Source organism: Acidovorax sp. DW039, assembly GCF_037101375.1.
Classification (GTDB): Bacteria; Pseudomonadota; Gammaproteobacteria; order Burkholderiales; family Burkholderiaceae_C; genus Acidovorax.
In genome coordinates this window covers 3,654,405-3,673,051 of record NZ_AP029019.1, presented here as the reverse complement: position 1 = coordinate 3,673,051, position 18,647 = coordinate 3,654,405, and the positions used below count along the sequence as shown (strand labels likewise).

Genomic DNA, 18,647 nt, shown 5'->3' with positions numbered 1-18,647 from the left:
AGTGTCGGAACGCTGGCGCAGGGTGTGCGCCAGCAGGTTTGTGTCACTGACTTTCTTGAAGGAGCATCACCATGAGTTCTCTGATCCCCCGCACCGGAACCCTGCTGGACGAGTTTTTCAAGGACGTGGCCCCGGGCTTTTATGTGCGCCCTCTGCATGGCGACGGCCTGCCCTCGGCGGCGCAGATCAAGGTGGATGTGAAAGAGTCTGACAGCGGCTACACCGTGCACGCCGAGGTGCCGGGCGTGGTCAAGGAAGATATCCACGTTTCGCTCGAAGGCAACGTGGTGAGCCTGCGCGCCGAGGTGCGCCAGCACGACCAGCAAAAAGACGGCGAGAAGGTGCTGCGCTCTGAGCGCTACTACGGCCAGGTCGCCCGCAGCTTTGCGCTGCCTGCCGATGTGGACGCCAGCCAGGCACGGGCCAAGTACGACCACGGCGTGCTGACGCTGACGCTGCCCAAGAAGCAGGCGAGCAACGCGCAACGGCTGCATATTGAGTGAGGGGGCCAACTGATGGGCGCGCGCCCTGTGAGTGTCGGGTGACGCCCTTGCGGGCTCACCTGACTTACGGTGGTAAGGGCTTGCGTAGGCTCAGCCTACCATGCCGCTGGCCGTCAGACGCAGCACCCGGTCGGCACGCGCAGCCGCTGTGTCTGAGTGGGTGACCAGCACCAGCGATGCGCCGTGCTCGCGCGTCTGGGCCAGCAGCAGGTCCATGACCAGCGCGGCGGTGGTGGGGTCCAAGTTGCCTGTGGGCTCGTCGGCCAGCAGCAGGCCGGGGCGGTGCACCAGGGCGCGGGCAATGGCTACGCGCTGCAGTTGCCCGCCGCTCAGTTGCTGCGGCAGGCGGTTGCCCAGCGTGCCCAGGCCCACGGCATCCAGCATGCGCTCCACACGCGCAGGGTCGGTCTGGCCCAGCAGCATCAAGGGCAGGGCCACGTTTTGTGCCACGTCCAGGTGCGGCAGCACATGGAAGGCCTGGAACACGAACCCCACATGGGCGCGCCGCCACAGGGCGCGGGCGGTGTCGTCCAGCTCTGCCAGGCGGGTGATGGAGCCGTCTGCTGCTGCATAGGCGATGTCGCCTTCATCCCAAGCGTCCAGCCCGGCCAGGCAGTTGAGCAGGGTGGACTTGCCCACGCCCGAATCGCCCACGATGGCCACAAACTCACCCGGCGCTACGCTGAAATCCACCCGCGCAAACACGGGCGTGCTGCCGTAGTGTTTGCCCAGTTGGCGCACGCTGAGGGTGGCTGGGCGCGGTGCGGTGTCGCTGGCTGTGTTGATGTCTGTCGTGGCCATGGCGAAGCGGAGTCCGGTCAGGCCACGGTGGCGGCGCGTGGGGTTGGCGCTGCGTCCAGCCGCTGCAGCACGGCCTGCACCAGTTCGGCCACGGCGGTGGGATGGTCGCAGGCAATGGCGTGGCGTTCGGGCATGCTGCGCAGCCAGGTCACCTGCCGCTTGGCGAGCTGGCGTGTGGCGACGATACCGCGCTCGCGGAAGTGGGCCAGGTTCAGCGGTGCGTCAGGCCCCTTGCTGGCCTGGTAGTCCAGTTCTTCCCATGCCTGGCGGTAGCCCACGCAGCGCATGGATGGCAGGTCGGCATGCAGTTCGCCGCGCGCACGCAGGGCACGCACCTCGTCCATGAAGCCTGCGTCCAGCATGGTGTCAAACCGGCGCGCAATGCGCTCGTGCAGCCAGGCGCGGTCGTGGGGCTCCAAAGAAAAAAGGGCTGTAGCGCTTGCTGCGCTTGTGCTGGCAGCTCCTTTTTTTGTAGTGTGAAAGCTCGACAGCGGCTGGCCGGACACATGCCACACCTCCAGCGCACGCTGTATGCGCTGGCTGTCGCCGGGGGCGAGGCGGGCGGCCGTGGTGGGGTCTACCTTGGCCAGCTCGGCGTGCATGCCGGGCCAGCCAATGGCCTGGGCCTGCGCTTCAAGCTGGGCGCGCACCTCGGGGTTGGCGGCGGGCATGTCGTCAATGCCGTCGAACAGGGCCTTGAAGTACAGCATGGTGCCGCCCACCAACAGGGGCAAGGCACCACGGGCGCGGATCTCGGCAATCAGCCGCGTGGCGTCTTGCACAAACTCGGCGGCGCTGTAGGCCTGCAGCGGGTCGCGGATGTCGATGAGGTGGTGCGGCACGGCGGCGCGCTCTGCCGCCGTGGGTTTGGCGGTGCCAATGTCCATGCCCTGGTACACCAGGGCCGAGTCCACGCTGATGATCTCTACCGGCATGCGCCGCCCCAGAACGGCAGCCAAGGCCAGCGCCCCGGCGGTTTTGCCCGATGCGGTAGGGCCTGCCAGCGCAATGTTGGGCAGGTGTTCAGGCAGCATGTCGCGGTTCTCCAAATTTTTGTACCAAAGTCCAGGATGTCATGCCCAGCACGACGGACCAGAACAGCACGCCGTAGATCAGGGGCCAGATGGTGCCGTTGAGGTGGGAGCCCACCCAGCCGCCCGTGGCAAAGGCGGCCAGCATCATCACAAAACCATTGAGGGCCGAGGCCACGCCCGCCGCCTGCGGAAACGGCCCGACTGAGCCCGTCTGCCCGCAGGGCTGGTGGATGCCGTGGCCCAGCATGAACAGATAAAACGGTGCTAGCAGTGCCACCGGCTGGTGCCAGCCCGCCAGTGCCACCAGCGCCATGCCGCAGCCGCCCAGCAGGCTCATGCCCCCGGCCACCGCCACAGTGCGGCGCAAGCCCAGCCGGGCCAGGAGGTAGCGGCACAGAAAGGTGCCTGCAAAATAAGCCACGCTGGTAGACAGCAGCATCCAGCCATATTCGGTGCGCGTGAGCTGCAGCACCTCGATGAACACAAACGATGAGGCGGCCAGAAAGGTGAACAGCCCGCCATACGTGGCGCTGGTCAGCAGCGAAAACGCCCAGAACGTAGGGTGCCCCAGCACCTGCCGCCAGGTGCGCAGCAAGGTGGCGGGTTGCAGGGCCTGCGGGTTTTTGTGCTGCACGGTTTCGGGCATGCGCAGGGCCACCAGGGCCAGCGTGCCCACCGCGTAGGCCGTGAGGGCCAGCAGCGCCGCGCGCCAGCCCAGCCACTGCGCCAGCATGCCACCCACAGGGGCACACAGGCAGGCCACCACGCCCAGCCCCGTCAGGGCCTTGGACATGGCGCGCGCCCCGGTCAGCGGCGTGTACAGGTCGCGCACGATGGCGCGGGCGCACATCACCACCGCGCCCATGGCCGCGCCTTGCAGCACGCGCCACACGATCAGCATGCCCATGCTGGGGGCCAGCGCGCTGGCCACCGATGCGGCGGTATAAATGCCCAGGCCCGCCAGCAGCACCGGGCGGCGGCCAAAGCGGTCAGACAGCGGGCCCCACACCAGTTGCGAGCAGCCAAAGGCCAGCAGCAGCGCGCTGAGCGTGAGCTGGCCTGCGGCTACGGTGGCATTCAGGTCGCGGGTGAGCGCGGGCAGTGCGGGCAGATAGAGGTCGGTGGTGACCGGCTGAATGCTGAGCAGCAGGGCCAGCACCACAATGGCCAGACTGGCCGGAACTGCAGGAGGTGCCGGGGGTGTGGAAACCGCCGCACCCACGGTGGCGGAAGGGGCAGACATAAGCGCCTGAGCGTACCAGATGGGGCAAAGCCCGCGAGTCTGGAAACCTGCAGGAGTGGATCGCCTGAGGAGCCTTTGAACAGGTTACTAGGGCGCCTGCAATTTGAAGAGCGAGGCCAGGGCTTGCCGGTATTGCTGCATACCCATGGCATTGGTGGTGTGGTGCGAGCCGCCTTCCACCAGCACAAACTGCTTGGGCTCCTGGGCCGCGTCAAACAGTTTGCGGCCCAGGGCAGGCAGGATGAGGCTGTCCTCGCTGCCGTGCACCACCAGCAGGGGCGAACCGATGCCCGCCACTTTCTGCACCGATTCGAACCGCTGGGTAATCAAAGGCGACACCGGCAGCCAGCCCCAGCGGAAGGTACTCACCACGTCCGGAATGCTGGTGAAAGTGCCTTCAACAATGGTGCCCTGTTCGTCCTCCACGCTGCGGGCGAGGTCAATGGCAATTGCGCCCCCGAGCGAGTGGCCGAAGATGTAGCGCGGCTTGCCGGGGTGGGCCTTTGCCAGCCACTGCCAGGCCATGCGGGCGTCTTCTGCTGCAGTGGCTTCCGATGGAAGGCCTGCGCTGCTCTTGCCAAAGCCCCGGTAGTCGATGGCCAGCACCGCAAAGCCCAGTTCCTGCATGCGCCGTATGCGGCCTGCGGAGCCCGCCACGTTCCAGCGCGCCCCGTGCAGGTACAGCAGCACGGGGGCGTCGTCGCGTGCGCTGGGCAGCCACAGGCCGTGCAGCCGCTCGGGCTTGCCCGATGCGACGGACTGGAACTCGATCCACACATCCTGCATGCCTTCGGTGGACGGTGCGCCGCCCCAGCTGCGGTCGCTGGGCTGGAAAATCCATTCGCGCTGCTTGGCGTCCAGGGTGGAGCATCCGGCCGTGACCGCCATGGCCAAGGCCAGCATGGCAAAAAGGGGTGTGCGTTTCATCGGTACGACTGATTGCCCCAGCGGGGCAAAAGTTCGGGCCTGTTACCTTTGTAAGGCACGGATTAAGGCGCTGCGGAGATGTTCAGGTGCAGGCCCGGGGCTCAGAAGTGCTGCGATGCCCGATGCTCGGGCGACGTGGGCTCAATCGTCAAATCCCCGGCGTCCGATGACTTGACGCCCGCTGCCAGCCGCACGCGCAGGGCCAGGTCGGTGCGCGAATCCGCGTTGTGCAGGGCTTCTTCCAGAGAGATGCGGCCTTCGGTGTAGAGCTTGTACAGCGCCTGGTCAAAGGTGCACATGCCCGATTCGGTGCTGTGGCTCATGGCCTCCTTGATGCCGGAGAACTCGCCTTTGCCAATCAGGTCGGCAATGTAGGGCGAGGTGAGCATCACCTCCACCGCGGGCACCAGCTTTTCGTGCAGGCCAGGAATGAGCCGCTGCGACACCACGCCCGCCAGGTTCAGGCTCAGGTCCATCAACAACTGGTGGTGTGCGTCTTGCGGGAAGAAGTTGATCACCCGCTCCATGGCCTGGTTGGCGTTGTTGGCGTGCAGGGTCGACAGGCACAGGTGCCCCGTCTCGGCATAGGCAATGGCCTGCTTCATGGTGTTGCGGTCGCGGATCTCGCCAATCATGATCACGTCAGGGGCCTCACGCAGCGCGTTCTTGAGCGCCTCTTCGTACGACTGCGTGTCGATGCCGACCTCGCGCTGGTCCACCACCGAGAGCCTGTGCGAGTGCAGAAACTCCAGCGGGTCTTCGATGGTGAGGATGTGGCCCGTGGTGTTTTCGTTGCGGAAGTTGATCATGGACGCCAGCGTGGTGGACTTGCCCGAACCCGTCGCGCCCGTCACCAGCACCAGCCCGCGCTTGAGCATGACCAGCTTCTCCAGCACCGGGGGCAGGCCCAGGGCGGCCAGGGGCGGGATCTTGTTCTTGATGTAGCGCACCACCATGCCGGTCTCGCCGCGCTGCACAAACACGTTCACCCGAAAGCGCCCCAAGTTTTCGGCCGAGATGGACAGGTTCATCTCCTGCTTGGCCTCGAACTCGCTGATCTGGCGTTCGTTCATGATCGAGTAGGCCAGTTGCTTGACCTGGCCAGGCAACAGCGCAGGCATCTTGAGCGGGTGGGTGATGCCCTCGATTTTCACGTTGACGGGTGCGCCCACGCTGAAGAACAGGTCTGAGCCACCTTTTTCGACCATGAGGTTCAGGAAGTTGAAGATTTCCATGCGCTGTGTTCCTCCACGGGTTGCACCGCCGGGGCCTTGATGGTGTTTTGGGGCCCGGGCGGCTGACTGCCAGCCAGCATACTGGCATCGCTGCGGTCGGCCAAATGAAAAAATGGGCTCAACGGGGTTGGGCGTGCGGCATGCCGATGGCCCCTGATCGGTGAGGCCCACACGATCATCCGTTCCTCAGCCGTTCGGGCTGAGCCTGTCGAAGCCTGGGCTTGCTCGTTGATTTGGCAGCATGCCTGTGCCCAGGGCGGGAGCCGGGTTGTCGCCCCGGCGGGCGACTCACTTTCTTTTGCTTCGCCAAAAGAAAGTAAGCAAAGAAAAGGCGACCCCCAGTCTGCGACCCCTTCGCGTTGCGAAGGGGCAAACCTGCGGCGGTGTGGTTGCGGGGTGCGCCGTGGAACTCGCTTTGCTGCTGCGCAGCGCCGCTCGGACAACCCCGGCGAGCTAGAGGACGAAGCATGGGCGCTTCGACGCCCATGCTCACCCCGCAACCGCACCACCGCAGGCGCAGCCAGCAGGGGGTTGGGGAGCTGAACAGCCAAACAGCCACTCGGGTCGTCGCTGCGCTCGACCCGGGTGTGCTGCGGCCTGTGCGTGGTATTTCCCTCCTCCGATCGGGCTGAGCCCGTCGAAGCCAAGGCGCGTCCCCAGCACGCACCCCTTGGGCACGCATCGGCGCGGTTGCACCATGGTGCGCTGCTTTACACCACGCCTTGGGCCAGCATGGCGTCGGCCACCTTCACAAAGCCTGCCACGTTGGCGCCGTCGATGTAGCTCACGCTGCCATCGGCGCGCTGGCCGTAGCGCAGGCAGGCGGTGTGAATGCCTTGCATGATCTGCAGCAGGCGGGCGTCCACCTCTTCGCGCGGCCACGACAGGCGGGCCGAGTTCTGGCTCATCTCCAGGCCTGAGGTGGCCACTCCCCCTGCGTTGCTGGCTTTGCCGGGCGCATACAGCACGCCTGCGGCTTCAAAGGCCTTGGCCGCTTCGATGGTGGAGGGCATGTTGGCACCCTCGGCCACGCACAGCACGCCGTTGCGGATCAGGGTAGCGGCGTCGTTGGCGTCCAGCTCGTTTTGTGTGGCGCAGGGCAGGGCCACGTCCACCTTCACATGCCAGGGGCGCACACCGGCTTCAAACTTCACGCCCGTGCGCGCTGCGTAGTCGCTCACACGGCCATAGTGGTGGTTCTTTACGTCCATCAGGATGGCCAGCTTCTCGGGGGTGAAGCCGTCTTCGTCCACGATGGTGCCGCTCGAATCCGACACCGTGACCACCTTGGCACCCAGTTGCATGGCCTTTTCCACCGCGTACTGCGCCACGTTGCCCGAGCCAGACACCGACACGCGCAACCCGTCAAACGAGCGGCCACGGGTTTTGAGCATTTCTTGCGCAAAGTACACGGTGCCGTAGCCCGTGGCCTCGGGGCGGATCAGCGAGCCGCCAAACGACAGGCCCTTGCCGGTGAACACGCTGGCCGCGTTGTTGGCCAGCTTTTTGTACATGCCCGCCATGAAGCCCACCTCGCGGCCGCCCACGCCGATGTCGCCAGCGGGCACATCGGTGTCGGGGCCCACGTGGCGGTACAGCTCGGTCACAAAGGCCTGGCAAAACCGCATCACTTCGCCAGCGCTCTTGCCCTTGGGGTCAAAGTCGCTGCCGCCCTTGCCGCCGCCCATGGGCAGGGTGGTCAGCGCGTTCTTGAAGGTCTGCTCAAACGCCAAAAACTTCAGCACCGACAGGTTCACCGACGGGTGAAAACGCAGCCCGCCCTTGTAGGGGCCAATCGCCATGCTGTGCTGGATGCGGTAGCCCCGGTTCACCTGCACGTTGCCGTGGTCGTCTACCCACGAGACGCGAAACATCACCGTGCGCTCGGGCTCCACCAGGCGCTCCAGCAGGCCGTGCTCTGCGTAGCGGGGGTTCTTCTGGATGAAGGGCCACAGGCTTTCCATTACCTCTGTCACGGCTTGCAGAAACTCGGGCTGGCCCGGGTTACGAAGGGAGACCTGGGAGAGGAAGCTGTCCACGGATTCGTATTTCATGTCCAAAAAGGCTTTCTGCATCAAAACAACAGGCAAGGCGCTGTGCACCAAATTATGTCAAACCGTCATAAGGTAATGCACAGAATTGGTGAATTGAAAGGGTTTATGCCTTGTTTTGGTGCTTTGCAGTGGTGTTTTTGCTCTGTTTTGGTGCTGCTTAAGGTGCTGAGGCTGCGGGTATGTCCGGAACATGACAGGGCGGGTGTTGTGTCATGGTGCCGTCACAAGGCAGGCTCACAGTGCGCCGCTGGGATCACAGACAACGAGAGGAGAAACGCAATGCACGCTGACATCGAACGCACGTCCCGTGAGGTATTCCGGGGCATTTCCCGTGGCTTCCGTCCTGCGGCACTGGCCGTGGCTGCAGCCTTGGCGCTGACCGCCTGTGGGGGCAGCGACAGCCCCAGCTACCCCACGCTCAACGGCGACACCCCCCTGGTGATTGGCCACCGGGGTGCCAGCGGCTACCTGCCTGAGCACACGCTGGAGGGTTACCAACGCGCTGTGGATCTGGGCGCGGACTTTATCGAGCCCGATCTGGTGGCCACCAAAGACGGTGTGCTGATCGCGCGGCATGAGCCCAACATCACCAACACTACCGATGTGTCCAAGCGCCCGGAGTTCGCCAGCCGCAAGACCAAGAAGGTCGTGGACGGAGTGGAAGAAGAGGGCTGGTTTGCCTCGGACTTCACCCTGGCCGAGATCAAGACCCTGCGCGCTGTGCAGCCCATGGCAGACCGCGACCAGTCGTTCAACGGCAAATACCAGATTCCTACGCTGGAAGAAGTGCTGGACCTGGCCAAGTCGGCGGGTGCCAAGGCCGGTCGCACCGTAGGCGTGTACCCTGAGACCAAGCACCCCACCTACCACGCGCGCCTGGGTCTGCCGCTGGAAGACCGGCTGCTTACCATCCTGGCCAAGTACGGCTACACCACCAAGGCCTCGCCCGTGATCGTGCAGTCGTTCGAGGTGTCCAACCTCAAATACCTGCGCACCAAGACGCAGATCCGCCTGGTGCAACTGGTGGACGCCAACGACGTGAATGCCGATGGCACCATGGACCTGACGGCCCCTTACGACAAGCCGTACGACTTTGCCGTGGCCGGTGATTCGCGCACCTTCGCCAGCCTGCTCACCCCCGCAGGCCTGAAAGAAGTCAAAACCTACGCTGATGGCATCGGCCCCTGGAAGCCATACCTGATCCCTTCCAAGCAAGTGGATGCCAACAAGGATGGCAAGCCGGACGACCTGAACGGTGATGGCGTGATCGACGAGCGCGACCGCGTGATGATGCCCGCCACTTCAGTGGTGAAGGACGCCCACGCCGCAGGCCTGTTCGTGCACGCCTACACCTTCCGTAACGAGGCCAAGCGCCTGGCTTCGGACTTTAAGGGCGACCCCAAGGCCGAGTACAAGCTGTTCTTCAACCTGGGTGTGGATGGCTTGTTCAGCGACTTTTCTGACACAGCGAAGGCCGCTCGGGATCAATAGTCCACAGATCGGCAAGAACCTGTTGATGTTCTCCCAGGAGGATCGTGCAGCGGTCTTCGCGAGATCGCAAACAGGCTCTAGGCCGCATCCTCCGGCATAAAGGCAATGTGCACCCGCCCCGTGTGTGGGTGCTGCCCCACATGGGCCCTGACCCCGTATGCGTCCTGAATGCGCTGCGGGGTCAGCACGTTTTCGGGGCTGCCTTGGCAGGTGACGGTGCCTGACTGCAGCAGATACAGCCGGTGGCAGTAGTGGGCCGCCAGGTTCAGGTCGTGCAGGGCCACGAGGGTGCTCAGGCCTGTTTTGCGCAGCAGGCCCATCAGCTCAAACTGGTGCCGTATGTCCAGGTGGTTGGTGGGCTCGTCCAGCAGGATCACACTGGGCTGCTGCGCCAGAGCCCGCGCCAGCAGCACGCGCTGGCGCTCCCCACCCGAGAGGCTGCCTACAGCCCTGTGGGCCAGATGCAATGCGTGCACCGCCTCCAGCGCATGGTGTACCTGGGCGTGGTCTTCGCGGCTGTCGGCCGCCCAGCGCGGCTGGTGGGGAATGCGGCCCATCATCACGCACTCCTGCACAGACCAGTGCGGGTCGAGCAGGCTGTCTTGTGCCAGCACGGCCACCTGGCGGGCAAAGTCTCTGACGGAGAGGTCTTGCACCGGCTTACCACGCAATGCCATGTGGCCCGACGTGGGCTGCAGTGCGCGGTACAGCAGCCGCAGCAGCGATGACTTGCCGCTGCCGTTGGGGCCAATCAGCCCCAGGCATTCACCGGGCTGCAGGTGCAGGCTCACATCCCGCACGATGTGCTGGCCTTGGGTTTGCCAGTGCAGGTGCTCAGCGCGCAGCATGGGTGTACCCCCTGGATGCATCGCGCACCAGCATCCACACGAAGACCGGGCCACCTATCAGTGCCGTGATCACGCCCACAGGCAGCTCGGTGGGTGCAAACGCGGTGCGCGCCACCAGATCTACCTGCACCAGAAACACAGCCCCTGCCATGGGGGCCAGCACCAGCAGCCTGTGGTGGTCGTGCCCCACGCACAGGCGCACCCCATGCGGAATGACCAGCCCCACAAAGCCTATGCAGCCGCTGACAGCCACCACCGTGCCCGTCAGCAGCGACAGCACCACAAACAGCATACGGCGCAGCCTGTGGGTTTCCACCCCCAGCGTGCCCGCCGTTTCGTCGCCTGTCATCAGAGCATTCAGGGCGCGCGCATGGCCCGTCAGCCACACCAGGCTGGCCAGCAGCACTGCACAGGGGATGGGCAGCTCGTTCCATTGTGTGCCCGCCAGGCTGCCCAGCGTCCAGCTCAGCACGGCGCTGGCCAGGTCGCGCTGGGCCGACAGGAGCGTGATGAGGCTCGTCACCCCCGCCAGCACATAGCCCACGGCCACGCCGCCCAGCACCAGTCGCGTCATGTGCAGGCGCTGGCCCGTCCAGCCAATGCGGTACACCACCAGCGTGGCCACCAGGGCCCCGGCAAAGGCCGCCAGGTTGATGGCCCACAGGCCCGCCCAGGCCCCCGCGCCAAACGCCAGCACCGACACCGCCCCCACCGAAGCCCCGGAGGACACGCCCAGCAGATACGGGTCGGCAATCGGGTTGCGCACCATGGCCTGCATGACCACGCCCACCAGCGCCAGGGCGGCCCCGGCCAGCGCGGCCATCAGCACCCGGGGCAGGCGGATCATCCAGACAATCTGGAAATGCTGCGCAGACCAGGGGGATGGGTCTGCGGCATCCATGCCCCAGACCTGGAGCCACTGGTGCCAGACCATCTGTGCCACGGTGCGCGGGGCAATGTCCACACTGCCCCAGGTGGTGGCCATGACCATGGTCACCAGCAATGCCAGAGCCAGTGCCGCCCATTGCCAGGGCAGGGCAGTGGAGCGCATGCGGGTGTGGGTAGGGGTGTGGGGCATGGCGGTCAACGCGGCGCCGCCATGCGCTCGGGGTGCAGTGCATTGGCCAGGGTGCGGGCCGCAGCCACGTTGCGCGGGCTGGGCGTGGCCTCGGCATAACTCAGGGTGATGAAGCGGTGGTGGCGCACGGCGTCCACCGTCTGCAGTTCGGGCTTGCGCAGCAGGAACTCGATCTTGCCCTGTGCGCTGGGCTCGCCATAGTCCACCACCACAATCCATTCGGGGTTGCGCTGCACCACGTCTTCCCAGTTGGCGTGGGGCCAGTTGCTGGCGATGTCATCAAAAATGTTGCGCCCGCCTGCCTCCTCAATCAGCGCCTGGGGCATGCCGTAGCGGCCCGAGGTCATGGGGATGTCCTGCCCGCTGTCGTACACAAACACGCGAGGGCGCGGGGTCGGCCCCTGTGGCTCCTGCTGCCCTCGCCGCCCCTGCACTGCTGGCTTGGCTTGCATGCGCGCACGCAGATCCTGCAAATCTCGCTCCAGGGCCTGCACCTGGGGCTCGGCCCTAGCGGTGATGCGGAAGATCTTCGCCAGGTTGCGCAGGTCAGCCAAGGTGTCCTCTATGCCCACCCTGGGGCGCGGCCCCACGCGGATGCACGACTCGCTGAGCACATACGAAGCCATGCCGTGCTGCTGCAAAACCTGGGGCGTGACCTGGCCTTGGCGAAACCCATAGTTCCATCCCGCAAACACAAAGTCCGCCGACACGCCCAGCATCGCCTCCAGGTTCATCCCTTGGCTCGACAGGTTGGGGCGTGCGGCCAGCAAAGATTGGTAGGGAGTCCACATTTCCTTGCGGGCGGGTATGCCGCTGTAGCCCACCCAGCGGTCTTGCAAGCCCAGAAACAGCAGCATCTCGGTGATGTTGACATCGTGCGTCACGGCCCGCTCGGGGGCGCGTGGGTAGGTGACGGGCGTGCCGCACACCTGCACCGTGACGGGCTCGGATGTCACTTCTGCATGCTTTTGCATGCCAGAGGCGGTGGGTGTGCCGTCTGGGGCCGACTGGGTGCACGCTACCAATGTGGCGGTCAGCAGCGCTGACGCGGCCCACAGCCATGTTGTGGGCGGTTGTGCAGTCTGAGTTCTGGTGAATAAGCGCATGTGCATAGTCCCATGGAGTGCCCCCCAGGTTTGGCGTGTTGGGGGCGTAGCAGCAAGGGAATGGGGCAAGGGCAGCAAACCTGCAGGCTGCCCCTTGTGCCTGTGTTCCCGGTGATGTGTTGCGCCGGGTCAGAACCGCCAGTGCACGGCCAGCTCCAGTCGGCGGCCTTGGCCCAGCAGGAACTGGTTGTCGCCGTAGCTGGCGCTGACGTAGCGCCTGTCTGCCAGGTTGCGTGCCACCAGGCTGACGGTCGCCTGCGGGCTGACCTGGTAATGCACCGCCGCATCCCACAGGGTGTAGGCAGGCAACTGCACGCTGTTGGCGTTGTCGGCAAACCGCTGGCCTACATGGCGTAAGCCGCTGGAGAGTTGCCACGCCCCGGTGCGGTAGTGCGCCCACAGGTTGGCGCTTTGGCGGGGCACGTTGGCTGGGCGGTTACCGGCCCGGTTGCCACCGGCCTCCAGCAGCGTGTCGAACTGCGCGTCCACCAGCGCCAGGTTGCCCTCCAGCCGCAAGGCGCGGGTGGCTTGCACCACTGCGGTCCATTCCACCCCGCGTGAGGATTGCTGCCCGCCTTGCACAGAGACAGAAGGCCGTGCCGGGTCGCGCGTGACGATGTTCTTTTTATCGATGTTGAATACGGCCAATGTCCATTCGCCCAGACCTTGCTGGATGGACTGCTTGATGCCCACTTCGGTCTGCGTGCCGCGGCTGAGCTGGAAGTCGCGGTTGGCCAGGTTGAGGCTGATCAACGCGGTCACCGGGTCATAGCCCGTGCTCACCTGCGCATAGACGCTGGTGCGGTCATCCCAGCGGTAGGTGAGACCACCCCGCGCAGACGTGCCGCCCATCTGCTTGTCAAACCGGGTTCCTGCCTGCAGTTCCTGCCGGTCATAGCGGTAGGCATCGTGGCGCAGGCCCACCAAGGCCAGCCACTGAGGTGCCAGTGTCCACGCATCTTCCGCATACACCGCATGCTGGGTCAGGCTCGTGTCGTACTTGGGCAGCGTGGCGTCGGGGCTGGCCCAGGTGCCCTGCACGGGGTTAATGGCCGAGACCGTAGAGGTGCCGCCATAGGGCGCATTGTTGGTGTGCGTGAAGCTGGACCGCACGGCGTCCCAGCCCACCACCCAACGGTGTGCGCCCGAGCGGCCCGCTGCACTGACGTTGTTACCGGTCTGCTCCAGGTGGTGCAGGATTTCCAGGTAGTCAGACCGTGTGACCGTGCCCGCCGCGGGGTTGAAGCTGTAGGCCTCAATGTTGCGCCAGTGCCGGTCGGTTTTGAAGTAATAGGTTTCGTTGCGCAGCGTCAGTGCGTCGCTCGCCTGCCACTGCACCTTGGCGCGCAGGCGGGTGTCCTCGTAGCGGATGATGCTGTCACTGGCATTGTAGTTCTCTCCAGCCAGCTCTGCAGCTACCCGGCCATTGACCCCGGGGGTGCCCCAGTACCGGGCGGGCTCCTGGGTGGCGCGGTCGGCCACCAGGTCTATCTGCAGATCTGCCCGGGGCTGCAGCCGCAGCGTGCCCATGAATTTGCCCGACTGGCTGAAGCTCAATGCCCGGTCGCCATCGGCCTGGCTGCCGTAGGCATCGATGCGGTAGCTGGCTGATTCGCCCAGTGGCCCGGTGGCACCCACGCCTGCACGGGCGGCCTCTTTCGTGCCGCCTGCCAGCAGCACTTCAGTGGTGCGCTCGCGGCTGGGGGCCTTGCGCACGGCGTTGAGGGTCGCGCCCACGGTGCCGCTGCCGTACATGAGCGAGGCCGGGCCGCGCAGCACTTCCATGCGCTCATAGCCCCAGGTGTCAGACGGGTAGGAGATGGTGCCTGCAGCCACCCCGGCGGCAACGCCGTCCTCGGCCACACCCACGGAGTTGGCCCCAAAAAAGCCCCGGCTGCTGAAGGCCAGCCCGCCATTGCCCGGCGAGCCTGCCGCCGTCAGGCCCACGGTGCGGGTGATGGCTTCGGTCACCGCCGTGTCGCCCCGCTCCTGCAGTTGCAGGTCTGACACGCCATCCATACTCATCGGGGCTTCGCGCACGGCAAGGCCCGTGCGTGTACCCGTGGTGCTCGCCTGCTGTAGCCGCAGGCCTGCGCGTTCGGCAGGCTCGGTGACATCTACGCTGGGTAGCGTGGTCTGAGCTGCTGCAGCGCAGCACGCCAGGGTGGCCGCTGCGATGGCGCTGTGCGCCAAGGGCATCAATGGCTTGAAAGGCTTGAAGAGTGCGTGGTGGCTGGTGCGCGAAGCAGCAGCCGATGAAGAGAGAACAGTATGTTGGCGTTGCATGACAAAAACAGGTTAGGCCACCTGAAGCGACAGCAACGCGCACGCCGCCACCCGCCGGGCAGGGCTTGCTGCATCACTGCCTGCACCCCGCAGGCGGCTGGTATGCGCACCCTCCGAAGGAGATGCGCGACGAAGAGCGGCTCACACAAGCCAGCGAAGCGGCCCTGGCTAGGCGTTCCGTCGCAGGCAGTACAAGCAGTACGGCAAGACGGGACAACGACGCCAGGGGGGTTGTGTGAGTCGCTCCAAAGCAGCAGGCCGGTATCCGGGCTTACAAAGGGCCAGATCGCAGAAGCGTTCTGACCAGACCCCCTCCTTCCCAAGCGCGCCGCGCATCTGCCGGGGGCAGACCACGTAGGCGCTCAGTGGATGCACGCAGACCGCGAGGCCTGTGTGCGATGGGGGCTGTCTTTGCTTACCGTTGCGGGGGCAGCCAAGGAGTGTGCGGTCCAGACCTCCATGAAGCCATGGGGCTTTGCGCAGTCACCTTGTTCCCGTTTACTCTGCATGAGACATGCAGACACCTGTTGCACGGTGTGCTTCGAGAGGCTTGCCGCATCCATCTGATGCGATGCAGCGCGTCCCAGCGAAGGCGGGCGCAGTATACGCGCAGCCCTTTTGCTTGCTGCACTGGGCGCGTGCTACTCCAGCACGTCGATGGAGCGGAACACGCGTTGTAACTGCGGGTCGGTGGTTTCGCGGCACGCATGCACCTGCCGTAGCAGGTGTGCCACAAAACGCTGGGCCACAAAGGGCAGTGGGCCGTGGCCGCGTTGCAGCACTCCTGCCACGTGGGGCTCAAAGGGTTCACTCAAGCGCAGAGGCGTAATGCGGCCCGCCGGGCCTTCGGTCTCAATCAGGGGCCAGGGACAGAACGACACCATGTCACTGTGCGCCACCAGGTGCAGCAGCAAAGAGGCAGAGTGCACGAGGTGAATGCGCCGCGTGGGCACCGCGATGCCGTGCCGCAAAAAGAGCTTTTCAAAAATGCCGCTCTCTTCGCTGGGCGTGTAGTTCAGCAGCCAGTCACAGTCATGCAGCTCGTGCAGCGACCTGGCCTGCACCAGCGGGTGCCCGGTGCGTGCCACCACGGCAGCTTCGTAGCGAAAGAGCGGCGTGGCGTGCAGGTCTTGCGCAGCGCTGCCAGTGGGCACACGGCCAATCAGCAGGTCGATGCTGCCTTCGCGCAGACGAGGCAACGCCACGGCAGACAAACCCTCAAACAGCTCCAGTCGCACCTGGGGCAGTTCCGCGCGGAAGCTGGCGAGCACCGTGGGCAGCAGGCTGTGCGCAATCCACGGCGTGACCGCCACTGCCAGGCGCATGTGGGCCTGCGGGTCGCGCAGGGCGGCCATTTCTGCCTCGGCCTGTTCCAGCTGCCCGGTGACCAACTGTGCGTGGCGCAGCAGCACCTGCCCCGCGTGCGTGAGCACCATGCCGCTGCTATGGCGCTGAAACAGCGGCAGGCGGTGCGCCTCCTCCAGCTCTCGCAGGCCCTGGGTGACGGCGGCTTGCGTCACCCCCAGCGCTCGCGCTGCAGCCCGCACACTGCCGCACTCCGCCAGCGCCACCAGATAGCGAATCTGGTGGAGTTTCATTGACAGATGGGGAGGGGTGCGCGCAGCGTCCATAACGCCATCATGCACATTCCATGCCGCCGGGCTTGCAGGCAGAGCGTACGGCGCGGGGTGCAAGGCACAGCCTGTCGTGCCAAGCAGCGGTGGTCTTTTGCCGCACCGCCTGCCTGCCTAGACTGGATTGCATGAACCAAGACCTTCTGCAAACTGCCGTGTTGCCCGGCATCCGCGCGTTGGAACCCGAAATGGTGGCCCTGCGCCACCACATCCACGCCCACCCCGAGCTGGCCTTTGAGGAATTTGCCACCAGTGACCTGGTCGCCGAGCGGCTGACCGAATGGGGCTACGAAGTGCACCGGGGGCTGGGCGGTACTGGCGTGGTGGGCACGCTGCGGGTGGGCCAGGGCAGCAAGCGCCTGGGCCTGCGGGCCGACATGGATGCGCTGCCCATCCACGAAGCCACGGGCCTGCCCTATGCCAGCCGCCATGCGGGCAAGATGCACGCCTGCGGGCACGACGGGCACACCGCCACGCTGCTGGCTGCAGCGCGCCACCTGGCGCAGACCCGGTCGTTTGACGGCACGCTGCACCTGATCTTTCAGCCCGCCGAAGAGGGCTTGGGCGGTGGCCGCAAGATGGTGGAGGACGGACTGTTCCGGCTGTTCCCGTGCGATGCCATCTTTGCCCTGCACAACATGCCCGGCTTTCCCGCAGGGCAGTTTGGCTTCATGTCGGGCTCGTTCATGGCGTCGTCCGACACCGTCATCATCAAGGTGCGCGGCAAGGGCGGTCACGGTTCGGCACCGCATCTGTCGTGGGACCCGGTGGTGGCCTCCGCGCATCTGATTCTGGCCTTGCAAACGGTGGTTTCGCGCAACGTAGACCCGCGCGACATGGCTGTGGTGACTGTGGGGGCCATCCATGCGGGCGATGCACCCAACGTGATCCCGAACGAGGTGGAACTGCGCCTGTCGGTGCGCGCCTACCGGCCCGAGGTGCGCCAGCAGCTGCGCGAGCGCATCACCGCCCTGGCCCACGCACAGTCCGCTGCACTGGGGGCCGAGGCCGAGGTGGAATACCGCTGGCGTTACCCCGCACTGGTCAACGACCCTGCCTGCACCGCCATCGCCCGGCAGGTGGCAGTGGACTGGCTGGGCGAGGGCGCCCTCATTCCCAACCTGCAACCCCTGACGGGCAGCGAAGACTTCTCTTTCATGCTCGAAGCCTGCCCCGGCAGCTACTTCATCGTGGGCAACGGCGAGGGGGACACCCATGGCACGGGCGGTTGCATGGTGCACAACCCTGGCTACGACTTCAACGACCGCATCCTGCCCGTGGCCGCTTCGTACTGGGTCAAGCTCACAGAGCACTTCCTTTCGGCCCAGGCAACCGCCTGATCGCTCCCGTTTTTTCTCTTCTTGACTGCGAGCTAATCCATGACTCTGTCTTTGCTTGATGCGGCCTCTGCTGCAACGTCCCGCCGTGATGTCCTGCGTGGCCTGGCCGCCTTGGGCGCTGCCGGGTGGGCCCTGCCCGGCAGTGCCCAGTCGGCCTACCCCTCCAAACCCATCAAGTTCGTGGTGGGCTACCCTGCCGGGGGCTCGGTGGACCTGATTGGCCGCGTGCTGGCCGATGCATTGGGCCCGCGCCTGAAGGCCACCACGGTGGTGGACAACCAGGGTGGCGCAGCGGGTGCCATTGCTGCGCAACGTGTGGCCACTTCCACGCCCGATGGGTACACGCTGCTGGTGGGTTCCAGCAACGAACTGGTGGGCACCCGCGTGGTCAACCCCGCCCAGCGTTATGACGGCCTCAAGGACTTCACCCCCATCGGCATGATGGCCACTGCCCCGGTGGTACTCACCGCTGCGCCGCATACGGGCATCAAGTCCATTCCTGAACTGCTCGACCTGCTGCGCCGCAACCCTGGCAAATACAGCTACGGCAGCTCGGGCGTGGGCTCCACGCTGCACTTTGCGGGCGAGTTGTTCAAGCAAAAGGCCGGGGTGTTCATGACGCACATCCCCTACCGGGGCGTGGCTCCGCTCACGAGCGATCTGGCGGGGGGGAGCCTGGACTTCGCGGTGCTGTCCCCGAGCTCGGCCATGCCCTTCATCCGCAGCGGCCGCATCACCGCCCTGGCCGTCAGCAGCACCCAGCGCCTGGGCAGCCTGCCCCAAGTGCCCGCACTGACCGAGTTTGCGCCCCTCAAGGGCTATGAGCTGGTGGGCTGGTATGCCCTGATGGCCCCCAAGGGCCTGCCTGCCGACGTGACCGCACTGCTGGCGAGCCAGCTGCAGACCACGCTGCAGGACCCCGTGGTGCGCAAGAAGCTGGAAGATGCAGGCATGGTGATGGCCACAGGCCGGGAGAACCTGGCCCGGTTCATGGCCGATGAAAGCAGCAAGTACGAAAAGCTGGCCGAGTTTGCCAAGATGCGCGAGGCCTGAGCGGGTCGTGGCCA

Annotated in this window: 15 protein-coding genes and 1 riboswitch; of the genes, 4 read left to right on the top strand and 11 right to left on the bottom strand. The window is 65.6% G+C overall.

Translation table 11 applies throughout. The annotated features are described in order from the left end of the window. The first annotated feature begins 71 nt into the window (after nucleotides 1-71). Nucleotides 72-503 (top strand): Hsp20/alpha crystallin family protein, encoded by a 432-nt coding sequence (locus AACH87_RS16410; protein ID WP_338795563.1) that lies wholly within the window; start codon nucleotides 72-74, stop codon nucleotides 501-503. Nucleotides 504-593: 90 nt separating this feature from the next. Here the strand turns inward: AACH87_RS16410 and AACH87_RS16405 are convergent, their stop codons facing one another. The 6 genes from AACH87_RS16405 to gdhA all read right to left on the bottom strand — a co-directional run bounded on the left by AACH87_RS16405 (nucleotide 594) and on the right by gdhA (nucleotide 7,797). Further along, the gene (locus tag AACH87_RS16405) at nucleotides 594-1,304 is read right to left on the bottom strand and encodes an ABC transporter ATP-binding protein (RefSeq protein ID WP_338795562.1); all 711 of its coding nucleotides are present in this window, start codon (nucleotides 1,302-1,304) and stop codon (nucleotides 594-596) included. Nucleotides 1,305-1,321: 17 nt separating this feature from the next. Continuing rightward, nucleotides 1,322-2,338 carry a tRNA (adenosine(37)-N6)-dimethylallyltransferase MiaA gene (gene miaA, locus AACH87_RS16400; RefSeq protein ID WP_338795561.1) on the bottom strand — a complete coding sequence of 339 codons (1,017 nt, stop codon included), beginning with the start codon at nucleotides 2,336-2,338 and terminating at the stop codon, nucleotides 1,322-1,324. After that, nucleotides 2,328-3,581, bottom strand: a complete 1,254-nt coding sequence (locus tag AACH87_RS16395; protein WP_338795559.1) for a multidrug effflux MFS transporter — start codon at nucleotides 3,579-3,581, stop codon at nucleotides 2,328-2,330. The genes miaA and AACH87_RS16395 overlap by 11 nt, the downstream gene beginning before the upstream one ends. Nucleotides 3,582-3,668: 87 nt before the next feature. Continuing rightward, nucleotides 3,669-4,508: an alpha/beta fold hydrolase gene (locus tag AACH87_RS16390; RefSeq protein WP_338795558.1), complete on the bottom strand. Its 840-nt coding sequence runs from the start codon at nucleotides 4,506-4,508 to the stop codon at nucleotides 3,669-3,671. Nucleotides 4,509-4,609: 101 nt separating this feature from the next. Further along, nucleotides 4,610-5,743, bottom strand: a complete 1,134-nt coding sequence (locus AACH87_RS16385) for a PilT/PilU family type 4a pilus ATPase (protein ID WP_338795556.1) — start codon at nucleotides 5,741-5,743, stop codon at nucleotides 4,610-4,612. 710 nt (nucleotides 5,744-6,453) lie between these two features. Then, entirely contained in the window at nucleotides 6,454-7,797 is a 1,344-nt protein-coding gene (gene gdhA / locus AACH87_RS16380) for an NADP-specific glutamate dehydrogenase (RefSeq protein ID WP_338795555.1), read from the bottom strand. A 279-nt stretch (nucleotides 7,798-8,076) separates the two neighbouring features. On the opposite strand from gdhA, the gene AACH87_RS16375 reads away from it, so the two are divergent. Next, nucleotides 8,077-9,288: a glycerophosphodiester phosphodiesterase gene (locus AACH87_RS16375; protein WP_338795554.1), complete on the top strand. Its 1,212-nt coding sequence runs from the start codon at nucleotides 8,077-8,079 to the stop codon at nucleotides 9,286-9,288. Between the two features lie 77 nt (nucleotides 9,289-9,365). Here AACH87_RS16375 and AACH87_RS16370 read toward each other — a convergent pair whose 3' ends face one another. From AACH87_RS16370 to AACH87_RS16350, 5 genes are all read right to left on the bottom strand, one after another. Then, a complete protein-coding gene (locus AACH87_RS16370; protein WP_338795553.1) occupies nucleotides 9,366-10,136 on the bottom strand; it encodes an ABC transporter ATP-binding protein in 771 nt (256 codons plus the stop codon). Next, nucleotides 10,123-11,214, bottom strand: coding sequence for an iron ABC transporter permease (locus tag AACH87_RS16365; protein WP_338795552.1), 1,092 nt, complete (start codon nucleotides 11,212-11,214; stop codon nucleotides 10,123-10,125). Before AACH87_RS16365 ends, AACH87_RS16370 begins: the two co-directional genes overlap by 14 nt. 5 nt (nucleotides 11,215-11,219) lie before the next feature. Next, entirely contained in the window at nucleotides 11,220-12,188 is a 969-nt protein-coding gene (locus tag AACH87_RS16360; RefSeq protein WP_338795551.1) for an ABC transporter substrate-binding protein, read from the bottom strand. A gap of 261 nt (nucleotides 12,189-12,449) precedes the next feature. Then, nucleotides 12,450-14,606, bottom strand: coding sequence for a TonB-dependent receptor (locus AACH87_RS16355; RefSeq protein ID WP_338795550.1), 2,157 nt, complete (start codon nucleotides 14,604-14,606; stop codon nucleotides 12,450-12,452). A gap of 238 nt (nucleotides 14,607-14,844) precedes the next feature. After that, nucleotides 14,845-15,149: riboswitch (cobalamin riboswitch) on the bottom strand. A 98-nt stretch (nucleotides 15,150-15,247) separates the two neighbouring features. Further along, on the bottom strand, nucleotides 15,248-16,204 hold the full coding sequence (locus AACH87_RS16350; RefSeq protein WP_338795549.1) for a LysR substrate-binding domain-containing protein: 957 nt from the start codon (nucleotides 16,202-16,204) through the stop codon (nucleotides 15,248-15,250). Nucleotides 16,205-16,368: 164 nt separating this feature from the next. On the opposite strand from AACH87_RS16350, the gene AACH87_RS16345 reads away from it, so the two are divergent. Both AACH87_RS16345 and AACH87_RS16340 read left to right on the top strand, forming a co-directional pair. Next, a complete protein-coding gene (locus AACH87_RS16345) occupies nucleotides 16,369-17,580 on the top strand; it encodes a M20 aminoacylase family protein (protein WP_338795548.1) in 1,212 nt (403 codons plus the stop codon). Between the two features lie 39 nt (nucleotides 17,581-17,619). Continuing rightward, nucleotides 17,620-18,633, top strand: coding sequence for a tripartite tricarboxylate transporter substrate-binding protein (locus tag AACH87_RS16340; RefSeq protein WP_338795547.1), 1,014 nt, complete (start codon nucleotides 17,620-17,622; stop codon nucleotides 18,631-18,633). Nucleotides 18,634-18,647 lie beyond the last annotated feature (14 nt).

Bases quoted from the DNA above. Each gene is read 5' to 3' on its own strand.
- AACH87_RS16410 (WP_338795563.1), top strand. From the start codon at position 72: ATGAGTTCTCTGATCCCCCGCACCGGAACCCTGCTGGACGAGTTTTTC.
- AACH87_RS16405 (WP_338795562.1), bottom strand. From the start codon at position 1,304: ATGGCCACGACAGACATCAACACAGCCAGCGACACCGCACCGCGCCCA.
- miaA (WP_338795561.1), bottom strand. From the start codon at position 2,338: ATGCTGCCTGAACACCTGCCCAACATTGCGCTGGCAGGCCCTACCGCA.
- AACH87_RS16395 (WP_338795559.1), bottom strand. From the start codon at position 3,581: ATGTCTGCCCCTTCCGCCACCGTGGGTGCGGCGGTTTCCACACCCCCG.
- AACH87_RS16390 (WP_338795558.1), bottom strand. From the start codon at position 4,508: ATGAAACGCACACCCCTTTTTGCCATGCTGGCCTTGGCCATGGCGGTC.
- AACH87_RS16385 (WP_338795556.1), bottom strand. From the start codon at position 5,743: ATGGAAATCTTCAACTTCCTGAACCTCATGGTCGAAAAAGGTGGCTCA.
- gdhA (WP_338795555.1), bottom strand. From the start codon at position 7,797: ATGAAATACGAATCCGTGGACAGCTTCCTCTCCCAGGTCTCCCTTCGT.
- AACH87_RS16375 (WP_338795554.1), top strand. From the start codon at position 8,077: ATGCACGCTGACATCGAACGCACGTCCCGTGAGGTATTCCGGGGCATT.
- AACH87_RS16370 (WP_338795553.1), bottom strand. From the start codon at position 10,136: ATGCTGCGCGCTGAGCACCTGCACTGGCAAACCCAAGGCCAGCACATC.
- AACH87_RS16365 (WP_338795552.1), bottom strand. From the start codon at position 11,214: ATGCCCCACACCCCTACCCACACCCGCATGCGCTCCACTGCCCTGCCC.
- AACH87_RS16360 (WP_338795551.1), bottom strand. From the start codon at position 12,188: ATGCAAAAGCATGCAGAAGTGACATCCGAGCCCGTCACGGTGCAGGTG.
- AACH87_RS16355 (WP_338795550.1), bottom strand. From the start codon at position 14,606: ATGCAACGCCAACATACTGTTCTCTCTTCATCGGCTGCTGCTTCGCGC.
- AACH87_RS16350 (WP_338795549.1), bottom strand. From the start codon at position 16,204: ATGAAACTCCACCAGATTCGCTATCTGGTGGCGCTGGCGGAGTGCGGC.
- AACH87_RS16345 (WP_338795548.1), top strand. From the start codon at position 16,369: ATGAACCAAGACCTTCTGCAAACTGCCGTGTTGCCCGGCATCCGCGCG.
- AACH87_RS16340 (WP_338795547.1), top strand. From the start codon at position 17,620: ATGACTCTGTCTTTGCTTGATGCGGCCTCTGCTGCAACGTCCCGCCGT.